At 71.2% G+C, this 16,458-nt stretch carries 18 protein-coding genes and 2 pseudogenes; 13 read left to right on the top strand and 7 right to left on the bottom strand.

The features are described 5' to 3' along the window. Window positions 1–2: 2 nt before the first annotated feature. A complete protein-coding gene (locus K1T34_RS38545) occupies window positions 3–230 on the bottom strand; it encodes a DUF3311 domain-containing protein (protein WP_220239648.1) in 228 nt (75 codons plus the stop codon). Between the two features lie 166 nt (window positions 231–396). Between K1T34_RS38545 and K1T34_RS38550 the strand changes: the two genes are divergently transcribed. Continuing rightward, window positions 397–1,533 carry an aminotransferase class V-fold PLP-dependent enzyme gene (locus K1T34_RS38550; protein WP_220239649.1) on the top strand — a complete coding sequence of 379 codons (1,137 nt, stop codon included), beginning with the start codon at window positions 397–399 and terminating at the stop codon, window positions 1,531–1,533. After that, the gene (locus K1T34_RS38555) at window positions 1,530–2,783 is read left to right on the top strand and encodes an amidohydrolase family protein (protein ID WP_220239650.1); all 1,254 of its coding nucleotides are present in this window, start codon (window positions 1,530–1,532) and stop codon (window positions 2,781–2,783) included. Before K1T34_RS38550 ends, K1T34_RS38555 begins: the two co-directional genes overlap by 4 nt. A 245-nt stretch (window positions 2,784–3,028) precedes the next feature. Here K1T34_RS38555 and K1T34_RS38560 read toward each other — a convergent pair whose 3' ends face one another. The 4 genes and pseudogenes from K1T34_RS38560 to mftR all read right to left on the bottom strand — a co-directional run bounded on the left by K1T34_RS38560 (window position 3,029) and on the right by mftR (window position 6,080). Then, window positions 3,029–3,862, bottom strand: a complete 834-nt coding sequence (locus tag K1T34_RS38560) for a spermidine synthase (RefSeq protein WP_220239651.1) — start codon at window positions 3,860–3,862, stop codon at window positions 3,029–3,031. Beyond that, a complete protein-coding gene (speD, locus tag K1T34_RS53755; RefSeq protein ID WP_255638825.1) occupies window positions 3,859–4,251 on the bottom strand; it encodes an adenosylmethionine decarboxylase in 393 nt (130 codons plus the stop codon). The genes K1T34_RS38560 and speD overlap by 4 nt, the downstream gene beginning before the upstream one ends. A 60-nt stretch (window positions 4,252–4,311) precedes the next feature. Next, a pseudogene (locus tag K1T34_RS53760) lies at window positions 4,312–5,436 on the bottom strand (type III PLP-dependent enzyme); the annotation flags it as partial. Further along, a complete protein-coding gene (gene mftR, locus K1T34_RS38570; protein WP_220239653.1) occupies window positions 5,433–6,080 on the bottom strand; it encodes a mycofactocin system transcriptional regulator in 648 nt (215 codons plus the stop codon). The gene mftR and the pseudogene K1T34_RS53760, both read right to left, overlap by 4 nt. 97 nt (window positions 6,081–6,177) lie before the next feature. On the opposite strand from mftR, the gene mftA reads away from it, so the two are divergent. The 9 genes and pseudogenes from mftA (at window position 6,178) to K1T34_RS38615 (ending at window position 13,322) form a co-directional block, all read left to right on the top strand. After that, a complete protein-coding gene (mftA, locus tag K1T34_RS38575; protein WP_220239654.1) occupies window positions 6,178–6,273 on the top strand; it encodes a mycofactocin precursor MftA in 96 nt (31 codons plus the stop codon). Then, window positions 6,263–6,550, top strand: coding sequence for a mycofactocin biosynthesis chaperone MftB (mftB, locus tag K1T34_RS38580; RefSeq protein WP_220239655.1), 288 nt, complete (start codon window positions 6,263–6,265; stop codon window positions 6,548–6,550). Before mftA ends, mftB begins: the two co-directional genes overlap by 11 nt. Next, window positions 6,550–7,743 carry a mycofactocin radical SAM maturase gene (gene mftC / locus K1T34_RS38585; RefSeq protein ID WP_220239656.1) on the top strand — a complete coding sequence of 398 codons (1,194 nt, stop codon included), beginning with the start codon at window positions 6,550–6,552 and terminating at the stop codon, window positions 7,741–7,743. The genes mftB and mftC overlap by 1 nt, the downstream gene beginning before the upstream one ends. Before the next feature lies 1 nt (window position 7,744). Next, window positions 7,745–8,434, top strand: coding sequence for a mycofactocin biosynthesis peptidyl-dipeptidase MftE (gene mftE / locus K1T34_RS38590; protein WP_220239657.1), 690 nt, complete (start codon window positions 7,745–7,747; stop codon window positions 8,432–8,434). Beyond that, the gene (locus tag K1T34_RS38595; protein WP_220239658.1) at window positions 8,431–9,210 is read left to right on the top strand and encodes a mycofactocin-coupled SDR family oxidoreductase; all 780 of its coding nucleotides are present in this window, start codon (window positions 8,431–8,433) and stop codon (window positions 9,208–9,210) included. Before mftE ends, K1T34_RS38595 begins: the two co-directional genes overlap by 4 nt. Beyond that, complete coding sequence (gene mftF / locus K1T34_RS38600) at window positions 9,207–10,628, top strand: mycofactocin biosynthesis glycosyltransferase MftF (protein ID WP_220239659.1); 1,422 nt, start codon at window positions 9,207–9,209, stop codon at window positions 10,626–10,628. Before K1T34_RS38595 ends, mftF begins: the two co-directional genes overlap by 4 nt. After that, on the top strand, window positions 10,625–11,818 hold the full coding sequence (gene mftD, locus K1T34_RS38605) for a pre-mycofactocin synthase MftD (RefSeq protein ID WP_220239660.1): 1,194 nt from the start codon (window positions 10,625–10,627) through the stop codon (window positions 11,816–11,818). Before mftF ends, mftD begins: the two co-directional genes overlap by 4 nt. 58 nt (window positions 11,819–11,876) lie before the next feature. Next, window positions 11,877–12,238: pseudogene (locus K1T34_RS38610) on the top strand (dihydropteroate synthase); the annotation flags it as partial. Window positions 12,239–12,398: 160 nt separating this feature from the next. Then, window positions 12,399–13,322 carry a PLP-dependent cysteine synthase family protein gene (locus K1T34_RS38615; RefSeq protein WP_255637865.1) on the top strand — a complete coding sequence of 308 codons (924 nt, stop codon included), beginning with the start codon at window positions 12,399–12,401 and terminating at the stop codon, window positions 13,320–13,322. A 22-nt stretch (window positions 13,323–13,344) separates the two neighbouring features. On the opposite strand, the gene K1T34_RS38620 is transcribed toward K1T34_RS38615, so the two are convergent. Together K1T34_RS38620 and K1T34_RS38625 are read right to left on the bottom strand one after the other, a co-directional pair. Then, a complete protein-coding gene (locus tag K1T34_RS38620; RefSeq protein WP_220239662.1) occupies window positions 13,345–14,808 on the bottom strand; it encodes an amidase family protein in 1,464 nt (487 codons plus the stop codon). 39 nt (window positions 14,809–14,847) lie between these two features. After that, window positions 14,848–15,450, bottom strand: coding sequence for a DUF302 domain-containing protein (locus K1T34_RS38625; RefSeq protein WP_220239663.1), 603 nt, complete (start codon window positions 15,448–15,450; stop codon window positions 14,848–14,850). Between the two features lie 19 nt (window positions 15,451–15,469). Between K1T34_RS38625 and K1T34_RS38630 the strand changes: the two genes are divergently transcribed. Both K1T34_RS38630 and K1T34_RS38635 read left to right on the top strand, forming a co-directional pair. Beyond that, window positions 15,470–16,078 (top strand): TetR/AcrR family transcriptional regulator, encoded by a 609-nt coding sequence (locus K1T34_RS38630; protein WP_220239664.1) that lies wholly within the window; start codon window positions 15,470–15,472, stop codon window positions 16,076–16,078. A 140-nt stretch (window positions 16,079–16,218) separates the two neighbouring features. Then, on the top strand, window positions 16,219–16,392 hold the full coding sequence (locus tag K1T34_RS38635; RefSeq protein WP_220239665.1) for a hypothetical protein: 174 nt from the start codon (window positions 16,219–16,221) through the stop codon (window positions 16,390–16,392). Window positions 16,393–16,458 lie beyond the last annotated feature (66 nt).

The following is a 16,458-nucleotide window of genomic DNA, read 5'->3' on the forward strand; positions in this document are numbered from 1 at the left end:
TCCTAGAACCGATCCAGATCGCCGTTGCGGCGATCGATGACGTAGACGGCGCCGATGGCGGCGGACCCGGCGAGCACGCCGAGGGTCATCCACACCAGCAGGAAGGGGATCGAGCCGAACAGGTAATGGACCCGGTTGGCCAGCGGGATGGCGGCGATGCACCAGACGAACGGGACCAGCAGCAGTAACCAGTGCCGCCGGCGGCGGGCCGGGGCCTTGGGTTCGGACATGGGCGCTCCTGAGGGGACACGGCGAGGTGTTCAGCTGTGATGAATTCGCATCAGTGTGGGTGATCGCCCCTGCTCCGTCAACCGGCAATCCCGGGTATTGCGCAGCCAGGCTTTCGCATGTTCACTGTGACTGACCAAGACCACAAGTTGCGCACGGAGGTGACTCGTGGACCCGCAGCGGTTCCGAGAGCAGTTCCCCAGTCTCGTCGACACGACGCACCTCGCGTCGTGCAGCCAGGGCGCCATCGCCACCAGGGTGACCGCCGCGCTGGCCGAGTTCGCGTACCTGCTGCGCGACCAGGGAGCGCCGTGGGGACCGTGGATGTCCGAAGTGGAGCGTCTGCGGACGTCGATCGCGGCGTTCCTCGGCGCGAGCGCGGACGAGATCGCTTTGGTGCCTTCGGCTTCGCACGCCGCGTACCAGGCTGTCGGGGCGCTGCGCTTCGCCGAGGAAGACGTCGTCGTGTCGATGGCCGCCGAGTTCCCCAGCGTCGGCCAGGTGCTGCACGCGTGCCGCCCGGGCGAAGGGCAGATGCGCTGGGTCGACGACGCGTCGATGCGCGAGCACGGCGTGGTGGAGGCTTACCGCGCGCAGATCGACGAGCGGACGCGGCTGGTGTCGATCCCGTTGGCGCTCTACACCAACGGTTCGCTGCAGCCGGTCAACGAGATCGCCAAGCTGGCCCGCGAAGTCGGTGCCCGAGTGCTGGTCGACGCGTACCAGGCGACGGGCGTCGTGCCGGTCGACGTGGCCGAGATCGACTGCGACTACTTGGTGACCGGCACGCTGAAGTACCTGCTCGGGCTGCCCGGCGTCGCCGCGCTGTACGCCCGGGCCGGCGTCGAGGACGAGCAGCGGCCGACGATGACCGGCTGGTTCGGCCGGACCGACCCGTTCGGCTTCGACCCGGTCGCGCTCGACGGGCCGGCCGCGGCGCGCCGCTTCGAGTCCGGCACCCCGGGCATTCCCGCGGTGTACGCGGCGCAGGCCGGGCTTCAGGTGCTGGCCGAGGTGGACCCGGCGGCCCGCTGGCGGCACGTGGCGAGCCTCGTCGAGGAGGCCACCGCGCGGCTGACCGAGGCGGGCGAGGTGCTGAGCCTCCCGATGCCCGACGCCCGCCCTGGGCCGCAGGTCGCCTTGGTCGACGCCGATCCCGACGCGCTGGGCCGGTTCCTCGCCGAGCGGCGGATCGTCACGTCGCCGCGCGGGTCGATCCTGCGGGCCGCGTTCCACTACTACAACAGCAGCGAAGACGTCGGGAAGTTCTGCGCGGCGCTGGCGGAGTACCGGCGGTCGGCATGACCGGGATCTACACGGCCGCCCGGCTGCTGACCGACTCGGCGGCGCCGCTGATCGAGGACGCCGCGGTGTGCGTCGAGGACGGGCTGATCACCTACGCCGGGCCACGTGCTTCGGCTCCGCGCGCCGACGACGCCACCGATCTCGGCGACACGACGCTGATGCCGGGCCTGATCGACTGCCACGTACACCTGTCCCTCGACCCCGCCGCGGGCGCCGTCACCCTCGCCGGGCCGGACGACGAGGACGCCCTGCGCCACCGCATGATCGCCAACGCCCGGCGGCTGCTGGACGCCGGCGTCACCACCGCCCGCGACCTCGGCGCACCCGGCACCCTCGGCACCGAGATCCGCGACCTCCTGCCGACCCTGCCCGAGGCGGCGCCCCGGATCCTCGCCGCGAACGCGCCGATCACCGTGACCGGCGGCCACGCCGAGTCCATGGGCGGCGCCGCGGACGGCGTCGCCCAGCTGCGCATGCGGGTGCGACGCCACGCCGAGGAGGGCGTCGACCTGATCAAGGTCATGACCACCGGCGGGTTCATGACCCCCGGCAGCCACCCGTCGGAAGCGCGCTACACCACCGCGGAGCTCACCGCGCTGGTGACCGAGGCCCACGCACTCGGCCTCCCGGTGACCACCCACGCCCTGGGCGTGGAAGGCATCGACCGCGCCGTCACGGCCGGCGTCGACTGCATCGAACACTGCGGCTGGGTCACCCGCACCGGCACCCGCTTCGACCCGGCCATCGCGGCCCGCATCGTCGCCGGCGGCATCGCCGTGAGCCCCACCATGAACTCCGCCTGCACCGCCGCGGAGTACTTCTGCCCCTGGGACGAACGCGACACCGTGCTCGACAACCTCCGCCGGCTGGTGGCCCTCGGCGCGACCATCGTGGCCGGCACGGACGCCGGCATCCCCCTCGTCCACTTCGACCGCTACGCCGACGGCCTCGACCTGCTGGCCGAAACCGGCATGTCGCCCCGCGGCGTCTTGGCGAGCGCCACCGAAGTCGCCGCGTCGGTCTGCGGGCTGTCCACCGTCACCGGCCGCTTGGCTCCCGGGCTGAGCGCGGACCTCATCGCGGTGGCCGGTGACCCGACCGAAGACCTGTCGACCTTGCACCGGCCCCGGTTCGTGCTGGCCGCGGGCAGCCGCCATCTCCCTCGCCCACCTCGGACCGACGTGGCGGACGAGCGCGAGCGGGAACGCTTGCGGCGCACCATGACGGAGGGCGCGGGCCGCACTTCCTGAGGTTGTGACCCCACCGGTGTGAGTACTCGTCGCTACTACTCTCGCGGCGCACGAACCGGCCGCGGCGGCGATTCCCCGAGTGGCTGCGTCGTTGCGGGCGAGGGCTGGTTGATGGTGATGATCTGGACGCCGTCGCGTGCCTCGACCAGGACGGGGGGCTGCTCTTCGGGGGGTCTGACCGAGCCGTCAACACGCATGAACTTCGTGGCCAGCGTCAACGGCGCGCGCGGGGGAGCACCAGCCGATCAGCGGCGGAGACTGAGAGGCGGCACCGTGGATCCGCGCAGGGTCGGCTCGTTGATCGTCTCCGGGCGGTACGGCAGGGTCGCCCAGCGCCGCACCATGGTGTCCACCGGCGCGTCGAGCTCGGTGCCGAAGAGGAACGCCCACTCGTGCTCGTCCGAGCCGAAGTACACCGGCGAGGGGAACGTCTCCGTGAACCGGTGCCAGCACTTCACGAGCGTCGAGTTGCGCCAGAGCGTCGGGCAGCCACCCTGGTATGCCACCACCCCGCCGGGGGTGAGCAGGTTCCGGCACAGCCGCAGGAAATTTGTGCCGTACAAGCGGTTGTGCTGCGCGTCGGTGCCGTCCTGCTCGTCGGGCAGGTCGACCACCACGATGTCGTACTTCTCGGTGGAGGCGCGGATGAATTCCCAGCCGTCGGCGTAGTGCACGCGGATCGCGCCGTCGCCACGCTCGGCGGCGGCCAGCTCGGCGGCCGAATAGCCGTAGGGCAGGTGTTGCGCGCACAGCCGCACCGCCTGAGCGTCGATGTCCACGTGGTCGACGACCGACGCGCCCGCCTGCACCGCGAGCCGGCACACCACACCTTCGCTCGACCCGACGACCAGCACCCGGTTCACCTGGGCGGCCAGCAGCAGCGCGGGCACGAGCAGGGCCTCGTGGTAGACGAGCTGGCTCAGCTCGGTGCTCTGCCGCTCGTCGTCGCAGAACAACGAGATGCCCTGGGCGGTCTTGCCGATCACCAGGTGCTGGTAGTCGGTGCGGGTGTCGACGAGCACGTCCGAGACCTGCCAGGCCCGCGTCAGGCCCGCGCCGACCGATTCCGTGATGTTCACCGTGCGTCCTGTCCTCTGTGGATGGTGCTGGTCCTGGCCGCCGTCGCGCCGAGCATGTCCTGCAACAGCTGCACAGCCAGTTCGGGGTCCGCGCGGCGCCCGCACGTGAACACGTCGACGAACACCGACCCGCGTTCGGGATAGGAGTGGATCGACGCGTGCGATTCCGACAGCAACGCGACCACGGTCACCCCCTGCGGGTCGAACCGCGTGGACGTCACCTCACGCACGGTCGCGCCGGCCTTGCGCAACGCGCGTGCCAGGCTCTCGCACAGGAATTCGACGTCGTCGAGCAGTTCGGCCGCCACACCCGAGAACTCGGCGAGCACGTGCCGGCCGGCGAACTCGCCGATCTCCTCGGGTTCTCCGCCGACGAAGTACGTTTTCAACGGCGGGAACCCGTTGAACGACACCGACGAGTAGCTCTGCGTGTAGGCGCCCGTGCTCAGGATGTCCACGTGGTCACCGGCCGTCAACCCGAGCGGCAGGCGGTACGGAGTGCGAAGGTAGAGCACGTCGTCGCCGTCGCACGTGGGACCGGCGACGACGACCGGGCCGTCGGGAGTTCCGTCGAGCGCGGTCTCCAGGCGATAGGCGATGGCCTCGTTCTCGGTCTCGGCCAGCCCGCCGTACCGGCCGATGTCCAGGTACACCCAGCGTTTTTCGTCGGTCACGGACTTGCGCGACACCAGCACGACCTCGCTGCGGATCAGCCCGGCGTCGGCCACCACCGCCCGGCCGGGCTCGAACGCGAGGTCCGGCGCGACGGGGAAGTGCCGCGCGATCGACGCCCGGATGGCCGCCGCGTACTCGGCGAGCGGCGGGGGCGTGGTCGTGTACCGGCCCGGCAGCCCGCCGCCGATGTTCAAGCCGCGCAACGCAACACCGCGCGCCGCCACCTCGCGTGTCACCCTCGCGGCGGTGGCGACCCCGGCCTCCCAGGCCCGCGGGTCGAGGTGCTGCGAGCCGACGTGGAACGCGACGCCTTCCGGGTCCAGCCCCAGGGCGGCGGCCCGCGTGAGGAGGTCCACCGCCATCTCCGGGGCGCAGCCGAACTTCTGCCCGAACGGGGTCTGCGAGCCGGAGCTGTCCACGAGGACGCGGCACGACACCGTCGACCCGGGCGCGTGCTCGGCGAGGTTGGCGAGGTCCTCGGCGCTGTCGAACGTGAACCGGCGAACCCCGGCCCGGAACGCGAACGCGATGTCCCGGGCCTTCTTCACGGTGTTGCCGTACGAGATCAGCTCGGGGCGTGCGCCCTGGGCGAGGCAGAGCTCGATCTCCTCGCGGCCCGCGACGTCGAAGCCCGCGCCGGCCCGGACGAGCAACCGCACGATCTCCGGCGCCGGGTTCGCCTTCACCGCGCAGTACATCCGCGCGTCGGGCAGCGCCTCGCGAAGCCGGTCATGGCTTTCCCGCACCGCGTCGAGATCGATCACGAGGCAGGGTGTCGGGGGTCTCCGGTCGTCCAGGAACGCCCGAGCTCGTTCCGGCGCCGGCGGTCGGACGTCGATCACAGGCGCCGAGTATAGGGGTGTTTCCGCTGGTGCCGGGCCGGATTCGGCACGCCTCACACGCGCTCGGCCGGCGGATCGGGCTCGGTGGTCAGCACGGGGTCGGCGAACCCGGCGGCCAGGGCTTTCAGGGCGGCCTCCAGGTACACCGTGAGGTCGGCGTCGGCGCGCGCGGACCAGCGCTCGTAGGCGGCGCGGCAGGTGGCGAGCACCGAACGGCCGACGGTGAGCGGGTAGAGGGAGTCCGTGGGCTGGCCGGTGCGCCGGGCGACGAAATCGGCGACGGCGCGTTCCCAGGCGTCGTAGTGGATGGTGGCGCTGGCGGCGAGGTCGGGGATGGTGCTGATCAGGCTCATGCGCTTGCGCAGCTCCGGCACGTCCTCGGCGCTGTAGTGGTTGGCCTCGAGCACGGCGCGGAGCACGGCCTCCATGACGGTCAGGTCTTCGGGCACCGCGGCGAGCAGCGACCGGATCGTGGCCACCTCGTGGTCGAACTCGTTCCACAGCACGTCGGCTTTGGTGTCGTAGTAGCGGAAGAACGTGCGCTTGGTGACGCCGGCCGCGGACGCGATCTCCTCGACCGTGGTCTCGTGGAAACCCTGCTCGGTGAACAGCCTGAGGGCGATGACCTCGAGCTCGCGGGCGCTCGTGCCCGGCGGCCGGCCGCGGCGGGAGGCGCGAGGGGCGGGGGCGTCAGTGCTCATCGGGTGACCGTTCGTCGGGAGTCTTGTCTTTCGTCACGCGGTGACGTTACTCTCCCTGATATTCGTCGCGAGGTGACGAAAATCGAAGGAGGTCCTGATGGACGACACCACCGCCGAGGTCGAGGCCACGGACGTGGCCGAAGACCTGCTGGTCGAAGAGGTCTCGATCGACGGAATGTGCGGTGTCTACTGACCCCGCGCCGTTCGAGCTGGATGGCGCCTGGGAGCTCGACGCCCAGGTGTCCGTCCGGCCCGAGCGGTTCGGCGCGCTGCTGTACCACTTCGGCACGCGCCGCCTGTCCTTCCTGAAGAACCCGACGCTGCTGGCCGTGGTGCGAGCCCTGCCGGAGCAGGCGACCGCCCGCGCGGCCTGCGCGGAAGCCGGCGTGGCCCCGGCCGAGCTGCCCCGTTATCGCGGTGCGCTGGCCACGCTGGCCGCTTCGCGGATGATCCGCCCGAGGAGTGTGTGATGTCGCTGGTCGAGGAGTTCCAGTACGGGCTCGACGCGCCGATCTGCCTGACGTGGGAGCTGACCTACGCGTGCAACCTGTCGTGCGTGCACTGCCTGTCCTCGTCCGGGCGGCGGGATCCGCGCGAGCTGAGTACGGCCGAGTGCAAGGCGCTGATCGACGAGTTCGAGCGGATGCAGGTCTTCTACGTGAACATCGGCGGCGGTGAGCCGACGGTGCGCCCGGACTTCTGGGAGCTCGTCGACTACGCGACCGAGCACCACGTGGGCGTGAAGTTCTCCACCAACGGCATCAAGATCACCGACGAGGTGGCGCGCAAGCTCGCCACGAGCGACTACGTCGACGTGCAGATCTCCCTCGACGGTGCCACCGAGGAAGTGAACGACGCCGTGCGCGGCCCGGGTTCGTACCGCACCGCGGTGCGGGCCATGGAACGCTTGCGGGACGCGGGTTTCGCAGACTTCAAGGTGTCCGTTGTGGTCACCCGGCAGAACGCCGGGCAGCTGGATGCGTTCAAGGCCATCGCCGATCGCCACGGTGCCCAGCTGCGCCTGACCCGGCTGCGTCCTTCGGGCCGTGGCGCGGACGTCTGGGACGAGCTGCACCCGACGGCCGCCCAGCAGCGCGAGCTCTACGACTGGCTCGTCGCCAACGGCGACAACGTGCTCACCGGCGACTCGTTCTTCCATCTCGCCGGCTACGGCGACGGCGGCCTGCCGGGGCTGAACCTGTGCGGCGCCGGGCGTGTGGTGTGCCTGGTCGACCCGGTCGGCGACGTCTACGCCTGCCCATTCGCCATCCACGACACGTTCCTCGCCGGCAACATCCGCTCCGACGGCGGGTTCGCCCCCGTGTGGCGGGATTCGGAGTTGTTCGCCGAGCTCCGCAGTCCCCAGACCGGGGGTGCGTGCACGTCGTGCTCCGCGTACGACTCCTGCCGCGGCGGCTGCATGGCGGCGAAGTTCTTCACCGGCCTGCCGCTCGACGGCCCCGACCCGGAATGCGTGCGGGGACAGGGGGAACTGGCGCTGGCCGGGGTCGCGCCGGGCAGCGCGCCGAAGCCGTCGCTGGACCACTCGCACCGCGGCGCCCCCTCCCGGCGCCGCACCGGCCCGGTGCCGGTCACCATCGGCCTGCGGCGCCCGCCGGAGCGCGCCTGCGACGAGAGCCCGCTGGCCGGGTTCGGGCACTGAGATGCAGCTGTCCGACTTGCCGTTCCCGGAGGTCGCGCGGCGCGCCGCGGCGGGCGCCGTCCTCGCGGTGCCGATCGGCGCGACCGAGCAGCACGGTCCCCACCTGCCGCTGTCCACCGATACCGACATCGCCCTCGCGCTGTGCGAGGCGCTCGCGGCGGCGCGGCCCGAGGTCCTGATCGCGCCCGCGGTCGCGTACGGGTCCAGCGGCGAACACGCCGGTTTCGCCGGCACGCTGTCCATCGGGCAGGCCGCGACCGAGCTGCTCCTGGTCGAACTGGGCCGGTCGGCCACGGAGACGTTCGGCCGGGTCCTGTTCGTGTCCGCGCACGGCGGCAACGCGGAACCGGTCGCCCGCGCCGTCGCCACGCTGAGGTCGGAATCCCGCGACGTCTCCGTCTTCCAGCCCCGCTGGAGCGGCGAGCCTCACGCCGGTGCTCCGGAGACCGCTCTGCAGCTCGTCTTGCGGCCGGCCGCGGTGCGCATGGAGCGGGCCGTCGCGGGGGACCGGCGTCCGTTGAGTGAAGTGCTGCCGCTGCTGCGATCCGGAGGCGTGCGGGCCATCACGGACACCGGCGTCCTCGGCGACCCGACCGGAGCCACGGCGGCCGAAGGCCACGTGCTGCTGGATACGTTGACTGCTCAGCTCCTCGCGCACGTCGCGGCCTGGCTTCCGGTGGTGGCCTCGTGAGCCCCCGCGTCGCCCTCGTCACCGGCGCCGCGCGCGGCATCGGCGCGGCGACCACCCGGCGGCTGGCTTCGGACGGCTGGGCCGTTCTGGCCGTCGACCTCGCCGCCGACGATCCGGCTTTGCCCTACAGGATGGGCACTCTCGCTGAACTGTCCACTGTGGCCGAACACCCGAACGTCGTGGCGCGCGTCGCCGACGTTCGCGACCGAGCCGCGCTGGCCTCCGCCGTCTCCGAAGCCGAAGAACGCTGGGGCGGCCTCGACGCGGTCATCGCGGCGGCGGGCGTGATCGCCGGTGGCGTTCCGCTGTGGGAAGTTCCTGAGGAGCAGGAAGACGCTGTGCTCGACATCGACCTCCGGGGCGTCGTGAACCTCGCGCGCGCCGCGATCCCGGCGTTGCTGCGCCGCCCGGCGCCACGCTCGGGCCGGTTCCTGGCCGTGGCCTCCGCCGCGGCGACGCGGGGGCTGCCCATGCTCGCGGCGTATTGCGCCGCCAAAGCCGGTGTCGCCGGGCTCGTCCGCGCGCTCGGCGTGGAACTGGGCGACACCGGGGTAACCGCCAACGCCGTCAGCCCGGGCTCCACCGACACCCCGATCCTGGCCGAAAGCGCCCGGCTCTACGACCTGCCCGCGGCCGCCGCGTTCGCCACTCAGCAGCCGATGGACCGGCTGCTGGACCCGGACGAAGTCGCCGCGGTGCTGGCGTTCCTCGCCGGTCCGGACAGCAGCGGGATGACGGGCTCGGTCGTACCGGTGGACGGAGGGCTGGCCCTGTGACCGAGCCTTTGCCACACGGCTTCCGTGTCGTCCTCGATCCCGGCACCAAACAGCTCACCGGCGCCCTGTGGTTCGGCGGCTCCCCGGCCCGCGTGCTGCGCCTGACGGCCGCCGGGCAGAAAGCGTGGCGCACCCTCGAAAACGGCCCGGTCGACTCACCGGCGACCGGTGCACTGGCGCGCCGGTTCACCGACGCCGGCCTTGCGCACCCCGTGCCGCCACCTCAGCGGAACCCGCCGGACCTCACAGTGGTCGTCCCAGTGCACGACCGCGCGGACGAGCTCGCTCGGTGCCTGGCCGGGCTCGACGGAGCCCACCCCGTCCTGGTCGTCGACGACGCCTCGGCCGACCCGGCCGCGATCGCGGCCGTGGCGGCCGCGCACGGGGCGAAGCTGGTGCGCCGCGACAGCAACGGCGGTCCCGCCGCCGCGCGTAACACCGCGCTCGACCACGTCACCACCGAGCTCGTCGCCTTCCTCGACAGCGACTGCGTCCCCCGTCCCGAATGGACAGACCGGCTCGCCGCCCACTTCGCCGACCCGCTGCTCGCCGCGGTGGCGCCGCGGATCCGCCCTCTCGCGCCCGACACCACGGCCGGCCGCTACACCCGCGCCGCCGGCAGCCTCGACCTCGGCGACCAGCAGGCGCGCGTCGCGCCGGGGACCCGGGTGTCCTACGTCCCGACCGCCGCACTCGTGGCCCGCCGCTCCGCCCTCGAGGCAGTGGCCCAGGGCGGGGCGGTGTTCGACCCGGCGATGCGGGTCGGTGAGGACGTCGACCTGGTCTGGCGCCTGCACGCCGCCGGCCTGCGCGTGCGCTACGACCCGTCCGTCCTCGTCGATCACGAAGAACCCACCACCTGGCGCGGACTGCTGTCGCGCCGCTTCCGCTACGGCACGTCCGCCGCGCCGCTGACCCAACGGCATCCCGACGCGATGGCACCGCTCGTCCTGCACCCCTGGCCGACACTCACGGTCGCCGGCCTCCTCACCAGGAAGCCACTCGCCGCCGCCGCCGGATTCGCCGGGGCGGTGCTGAGCATGCGCAAAACCCTTCAGCAGGGCGACATTCCCACCGACGGCGTCACCCGCGCGATGGCCACCGCCGTCCACCAGACCTGGCTCGGCGCCGGCCGCTACACCACGCAGTACGCCGCGCCGGCCCTGGTCGCCGTGCTGCTCGCCGGCGGTCGCCACCGCCTGGCCGCCGCGTCCCTGCTCCTCGGCCCGCCCCTCGCGAGCTGGCTCACCCGCCGCCCCGACCTCGACCCGGTGCGCTACAGCGCCGCCGCGGTCGCCGACGACCTCGCCTACGGCGCCGGCGTCTGGGCCGGCTGCCTCACCCACCGCACGGCCGCGCCCCTGCGCGTCCGCGTCGCGTGGCGTCCTCTCCGCATCGACCGCAAGGAAAACCGATGAGCAGCACCTGGTTCGAATCCGTCGCCGAAGCCCAGCGCAGGGCCAAAAAACGCCTGCCCGGCTCCGTCTACTCGGCACTCCTCGCCGGGTCCGAAAAAGGCCTCACCCTCGCCGACAACCTCGGCGCGTTCGACGAACTGCGCTTCGCCCCGCGCACCGCCGGGCACTCCGCGCAGCGCGAGCTCGCCACGACAGTGCTCGGCCGCGACGTCGCCCTGCCCGTGGTGATCTCGCCCACCGGCGTGCAGGCGGTCCACCCCGACGGCGAGGTCGCGGTTGCCCGCGCCGCCGCCGCGCGCGGCACGTCGATGGGCCTGTCGTCGTTCGGCAGCAAGCCGATCGAGGAGGTCGTCGCCGCCAACCCGAACACCTACTTCCAGGTCTACTGGACGGGCACGCGCGACGACATCCTCCAACGGCTCGACCGCGCCCGCACGGCCGGAGCCGTCGGCATCATCCTCACCCTCGACTGGTCGTTCTCCCACAGCCGCGACTGGGGCAGCCCGCACATCCCCGACAAGCTCACTCCGCGCGAGCTGCTCCGGTTCGCGCCGGAAAGCCTGCGGCACCCGCGCTGGCTCTACAGCTACGCCCGCACCCGCCGGCTGCCCGACCTGTCCGTGCCCAACATGACCCCGCCCGGCGGCACCGCGCCCACCTTCTTCGGCGCGTACGGCCAGTGGATGCAGACCACCCCGCCCACGTGGGACGACGTGCGCTGGCTGCGCGAGCAGTGGGACGGCCCGTTCCTGCTCAAGGGCGTCATCCGCGTCGACGAGGCCCGCCGCGCCGTCGACGCCGGCGTCAGCGCCATCTCCGTGTCCAACCACGGCGGCAACAACCTCGACGGCACCCCCGCCACCATCCGCGCCCTGCCCGCGATCGCCGACGCCGTCGGCTCCGACGTGGAAGTCCTGCTCGACGGCGGCATCCGCCGCGGCAATGACGTCGTCAAGGCCCTCGCCCTCGGCGCCCGCGCCGTGCTCATCGGCCGCGCCTACCTCTGGGGCCTCGCTGCGAACGGCCAGGCCGGCGTCGAGAACGTGCTCGACGTCCTGCGCAACGGCATCGACTCCACCCTGCTCGCCCTCGGCCACCGTTCCGTTCACGACCTCAGCCGTGAGGACGTCGTGGTGCCGGACGGGTTCGTCCACGCTCTGGGTTCCGATGTCCGCGCCACCGCTCACTGACCGCGCGCCGGGGATCCGGCTGGGACGGCACGAGTTCACGGGCGAGGAGTTCCTCACCATGGCGATCGTCAACCGCACCCCGGACTCTTTCTACGACAAGGGCGCCACCTGGAACGAGCAGGCCGCGTACGACCGCGTGCGCCAGGTCGTGGCCGAGGGCGCCGAGATCGTCGACATCGGCGGGGTGAAGGCCGCGCCCGGCGAAGGGGTCACCGCCGCCGAGGAGATCCGCCGGATCGTCGACTTCGTCGCGAACGTGCGCGCCGAGCACCCCGACGTCGTCATCAGCGTGGACACCTGGCGCGCGAAGCCTGCGCCGCCGGCGCGGACCTGATCAACGACACCTGGGGCGGCTACGACCCGGACTTGGCCGTCGTGGCCGCGCAGGCCGGCGTCGGCCTGGTCTGCACCCACACCGGGCGCGACGGTGGGGTGGGTGAAGAGGCGGTGGTGGACTTCAGGGCCGAGCCGTGTTTCGGTGATCGCCACGATCTGCGTTCAATCGGAGGGGCACAGCCCGCGCTGCGCGCGAGCACGGCGGGAGAGGGGTTCGATGATGCGAGCAGGGATCGCTTCGTCAGTGCTCGACGCCATCGGAGGAACCCCTCTGGTGCGGCTGACCCACGTCGTCCCCGGCGCGGCGGCGCAGGTTCTGGTGAAGCTCGAAGGTGGGAATCCCACGGGAAGTTACAAGGACCGGATGGCGCTGGCCATGATCGAGGGAGCCGAGCGCGCCGGTGTGCTTCAGCGCGGCCGGCGTGTTGTGGAGTACACCGGCGGCAGTACGGGCTCTTCCCTGGCGTTCATTTGTGCTGTCAAAGGGTATCCGCTGTCCATTGTGACTTCGGATGCCTTCGCGCCGGAGAAGCTGAGCACCATGAGAGCGTTCGGCGCCGACCTGACCGTGGTCCCGAGCGAGGGTGGGCGGATCACGCCTTCGCTGTTCGACCGGATGCGTGAGGAGGTTGACCGCATCGTCGCCCGAGAGGGCGCCTTCTGGACGGATCAGTTCCGCAACACGCACGCTCTGGCGGGCTACGAGCGGATGGGCCGTGAAATCCTCGAGCAGGCACGAGCCGGGGGAGTGACCGTCGACGCCTTCTGCGCCGGCGTCGGGACCGGCGGCATGCTGGCCGGGGTCAGTGCCGCGTTTCGCGCTGATCACCTTCCGACGCGGTTTGTCGCCCTCGAACCGGCGAGCTCGCCCATGCTCACGGCGGGACACGGTGGTCCGCACCGGGTCGAAGGGATCGGTACGGGCATGATTCCGCCGTTGCTCACCTCGGCGGTCTTCGATGAGGCGAGGGCCGTCGACGAAGACGAGGCGCGCGGTCTGGCGTTGCGGCTGGCAAGGTGTGAAGGGCTTTTCGCCGGCACTTCGTCCGCGGTGAACGTCTCGGGCGCGATCACGCTCGCCCGGGAGCTCGGGCCCGGGCACAGCGTGGTGACCATCGCGGTCGACACCGGACTCAAGTACCTCAGCGGTGATCTCTTCACCGAGTAGCGTGGCGCTGTTCCTGACGTCTTCACGCGGGTGCGAGCACCGTGCCGAAAACGGCCTGTGCCCGACGGGCCACGTCGAGCAGCTCGCGGTCACGACCGTGGGCGCCGTCGATCTCGATGCCCAGCGGCAGGCCGTTTCCGGTCAGCCCGAGGGGGATGCTGATGCCCGGCAAGCCCGCCCCGCTCGTGGGGACGGTGTTCCTCGCGAGAACCAGCTCGTCCACCTCCTCACCCGCGATCGTGAAGCGCGGCCGATCGTCGATCAGCGGTGCGGGGCAGGGCGTCGTGGGAAAGATCAGGGCGTCGAACCCGCTCCGGGTGACCACCTCGCCGAACCGGCGCCGGAGTTCCGGGCGGTCGACGGAAAGCGTGGTTTCGTAGGCGTCCTCAGGGAGGAATCCTTGGCCGCTCGGCAAGACCAGGTGACTCCACACTTCTTTGAGGCCGGGCTTGAGCTCGGTGAAGACGTCCTCGAAGGAGACCGGGAAGTTGTTGTGCAGTAGGAATTCGGAGACGGCTTGGTGCGCCTCGCGGAAGAAGAGGTTCCATGTCAGCCGGTCTGCCAGGGCGGAGAAGTCGTCGCCGAGGTCGATTTCACGGACTTCGGCACCGGCGTCGCGCAGGCGGTGCAGTGCGCTCGTGAACTGTGCTTCGGTCTCCGGATCGATCAACCGCAGGTAGTGGCTGGGTGCGTAAGCGAATCTCACCCCTTTCAGATCGGCGCGATCGGACGAGGGAGCGCCTGCCTCCCCGGTGACGATTCGGTCGATCAGCGCGCAGTCCTCGACGGTGCGGGCGAAGACGCCCGGCGTGTCGAGCGTGTGCGAAATCGGGGCGACCCCGCCGCGCGGCCATCGGCCCGTGGTCGGCTTGAATCCCACCACACCGCACAGCGACGCCGGCACCCTGATCGAACCGACCGTGTCGCCCCCGAACGCGGCGGGCACGATCCGGGCCGCGACGGCTGCTGCCGAGCCGCTCGAAGATCCGCCGGAAACACGGTAGTGGCCGTAGGGGTTCTTCACCTGGCCGTAGCGCCTGTTGTGCCCGGTCAGCCCGAAGGACATCTCGACGAGGTTGTTCTTGCCGAACACGATGCCACCGGCATCCTTGATCGCGCCCACGACATCGGCGTCTTCGGCCGGTGTGAAACTTCCCAGGCTTTCCAGCCCGAGTGTCGTGGGGAGACCACGCGTCAGGTAGCTGTCCTTCACTCCGAGAGGGACGCCGAGCAGCGGCGCGCTGGAACCCGCGGCGCGCGCCTTGTCCGCCTCCGCGGCCGCGGTCAGCACGGCGGATTCATCCACGGTGATGAACGAATTGAGGTTCGAGTACTTCCGAGCGTGCCGCAGAAGCGCGGCCGAGTACGACTCGGACGTGATGTCGCCCTGCCGGATAGCGGCGGCCGCTGCCGCCACTCCGAGTCCGGCCAGCTCGGTCTCCTCGGCCGTCGGCACGCTGTCGACGGAAATATCCTTGTCCTGCATGAGTACCTCTCCATCGAAATGGTCCTGAGTGGACATTTGTCACATCTGCGGGAGAACGGGAACGTCCAACACTCGGAGAAGATCGGCGACCTTGCGGTCCAGTTCCCGTCCGACGGCCGCGATCTCCGGGACTCCGAAGCTCGCGAACAGGGTGCTGGGCTGGTCGAGGGAGAACCGCGTGACCCCTTGCCCATCCTGGTGGATCGTCGTTCGCAGCGGGGCGTGGAGCATCACCGCGGGGTCGTGCCGGTACATGCGTTCCGCGATGGTGTGGTTTCCCATCAGGTAGGCAGCGCAGGATCCCGCATTGCCCGCGAGCTGCATGAGCCCTCCGACGTCAGTGCTCCAGAACCGCATGAAGCCATGCGGCGCGTTCTCTGTCGCCGCCGCGAGCACGGTGTCCCAGCTCGCGTGCTCGGCGCGGTGTCGCGCCATCCGATCGAGGTCCAGCACCGGTACGGCTGCTTCGTAGCGATCCCTGAAGTCCTCAAAGGATGTTCCTGTGTCGATCGACCACCGGACGACCTCGTGGGAAACCGAGGCGATTTTCTGTGTGGACATGGGTTGCGGGCTCCTCTTCGGGAGAGTGAAGTAAAGCGATCGTTGTACTTGACCGTAGCAGGCTTCGCCGAAGAAGTACAACGATCGCTATACTTGCGGCATGGCATCAATCGAGGCGACGGTCAACGCCCCCAAGGGCGGCCGCGGGGCGCGCGAGCGCATCCTGCGCGCGGCGACCGAGCTGTTCACGAGCGACGGCATCCACGCCACGGGCATCGCGAAGCTGACCGACGTGGCGCACGTGTCGACCCGGACGCTCTACCAGCACTTCCCGAGCAAAGAGGCCCTGGTCAGCGCCTACGTGCAGTCGATCGAGTCCGACGACGACTTCCTCGCCGAGACCGCCCTGGGGCGCACCGACCTCAGCGCCCGCGAGCGTCTCCTGGCGCTGTTCGCCGAACGCCCGGCCGGCCCGGCTTCGGCCACGGTCGTCCGCGGCTGCCCCTTGCACAACACCGCCGTCGAAGCGGCCGGCACGATGCCGGAAGCCGCAGCGGTGGTCGAGCGCCACAAGCGGGAACTGGCCGCGCGCCTGATCGCCACGGCCGCCGAGGCGGGCGCCCCCGACCCGGAAACCCTGGGGCGGCGCCTCGCCGTGCTGTTCGAGGGCGCTCGCGCCCTGGCGACCTCGCTCAACGACCCCCGCCCGTTCGAAGACGCCGAAGCCCTCGCCAGGACACTGATCGACGGAGCGGCCGGGCTCGCCTGACAGCCGCGGTGCTCCGGCTGTGCGCGAGCCGGTGCGCGACTCCTCGTCGCGGGCGCTCAGCTCTCCAGGGCGCGCCTCGCACCGGCAGCCGCGGCAGCTTCGACGTCCCGAGGCTGTCGCCGAGGCGCACGATCCGCGGCGTGACCCTCGGCGACAGCGAGCCGGAAACGTTCGTCCCGATCCTCGTGGACGCCTACCGTCGCGGCGCGCTGCCGCTGGAACGCATCCAGCGCCGCTACCGCTTCGAGGAGATCAACCAGGCTGCCGCCGACGCCGCGTCCGGGAAGACCGTCAAGCCGGTTCTGGTGTTCTGATCGTTCGGCCGCGGGGTCGCATGGGCCGCCGCGCGAAATGCGCCTTTTCGCCCGCCCTGGCCGGAT

It is taken from the genome of Amycolatopsis sp. DSM 110486 (assembly GCF_019468465.1).
In the GTDB taxonomy this organism is placed as follows: domain Bacteria; phylum Actinomycetota; class Actinomycetes; order Mycobacteriales; family Pseudonocardiaceae; genus Amycolatopsis.

Excerpts from the sequence above, each read along its gene's own strand:
- mftA (WP_220239654.1), top strand. The coding sequence starts at position 6,178 with ATGGACGACACCACCGCCGAGGTCGAGGCCACGGACGTGGCCGAAGAC.
- mftD (WP_220239660.1), top strand. The coding sequence starts at position 10,625 with ATGAGCAGCACCTGGTTCGAATCCGTCGCCGAAGCCCAGCGCAGGGCC.
- K1T34_RS38555 (WP_220239650.1), top strand. The coding sequence starts at position 1,530 with ATGACCGGGATCTACACGGCCGCCCGGCTGCTGACCGACTCGGCGGCG.
- K1T34_RS38545 (WP_220239648.1), bottom strand. The coding sequence starts at position 230 with ATGTCCGAACCCAAGGCCCCGGCCCGCCGCCGGCGGCACTGGTTACTG.
- K1T34_RS38630 (WP_220239664.1), top strand. The coding sequence starts at position 15,470 with ATGGCATCAATCGAGGCGACGGTCAACGCCCCCAAGGGCGGCCGCGGG.
- mftR (WP_220239653.1), bottom strand. The coding sequence starts at position 6,080 with ATGAGCACTGACGCCCCCGCCCCTCGCGCCTCCCGCCGCGGCCGGCCG.
- mftE (WP_220239657.1), top strand. The coding sequence starts at position 7,745 with ATGCAGCTGTCCGACTTGCCGTTCCCGGAGGTCGCGCGGCGCGCCGCG.
- K1T34_RS38620 (WP_220239662.1), bottom strand. The coding sequence starts at position 14,808 with ATGCAGGACAAGGATATTTCCGTCGACAGCGTGCCGACGGCCGAGGAG.
- mftC (WP_220239656.1), top strand. The coding sequence starts at position 6,550 with ATGTCGCTGGTCGAGGAGTTCCAGTACGGGCTCGACGCGCCGATCTGC.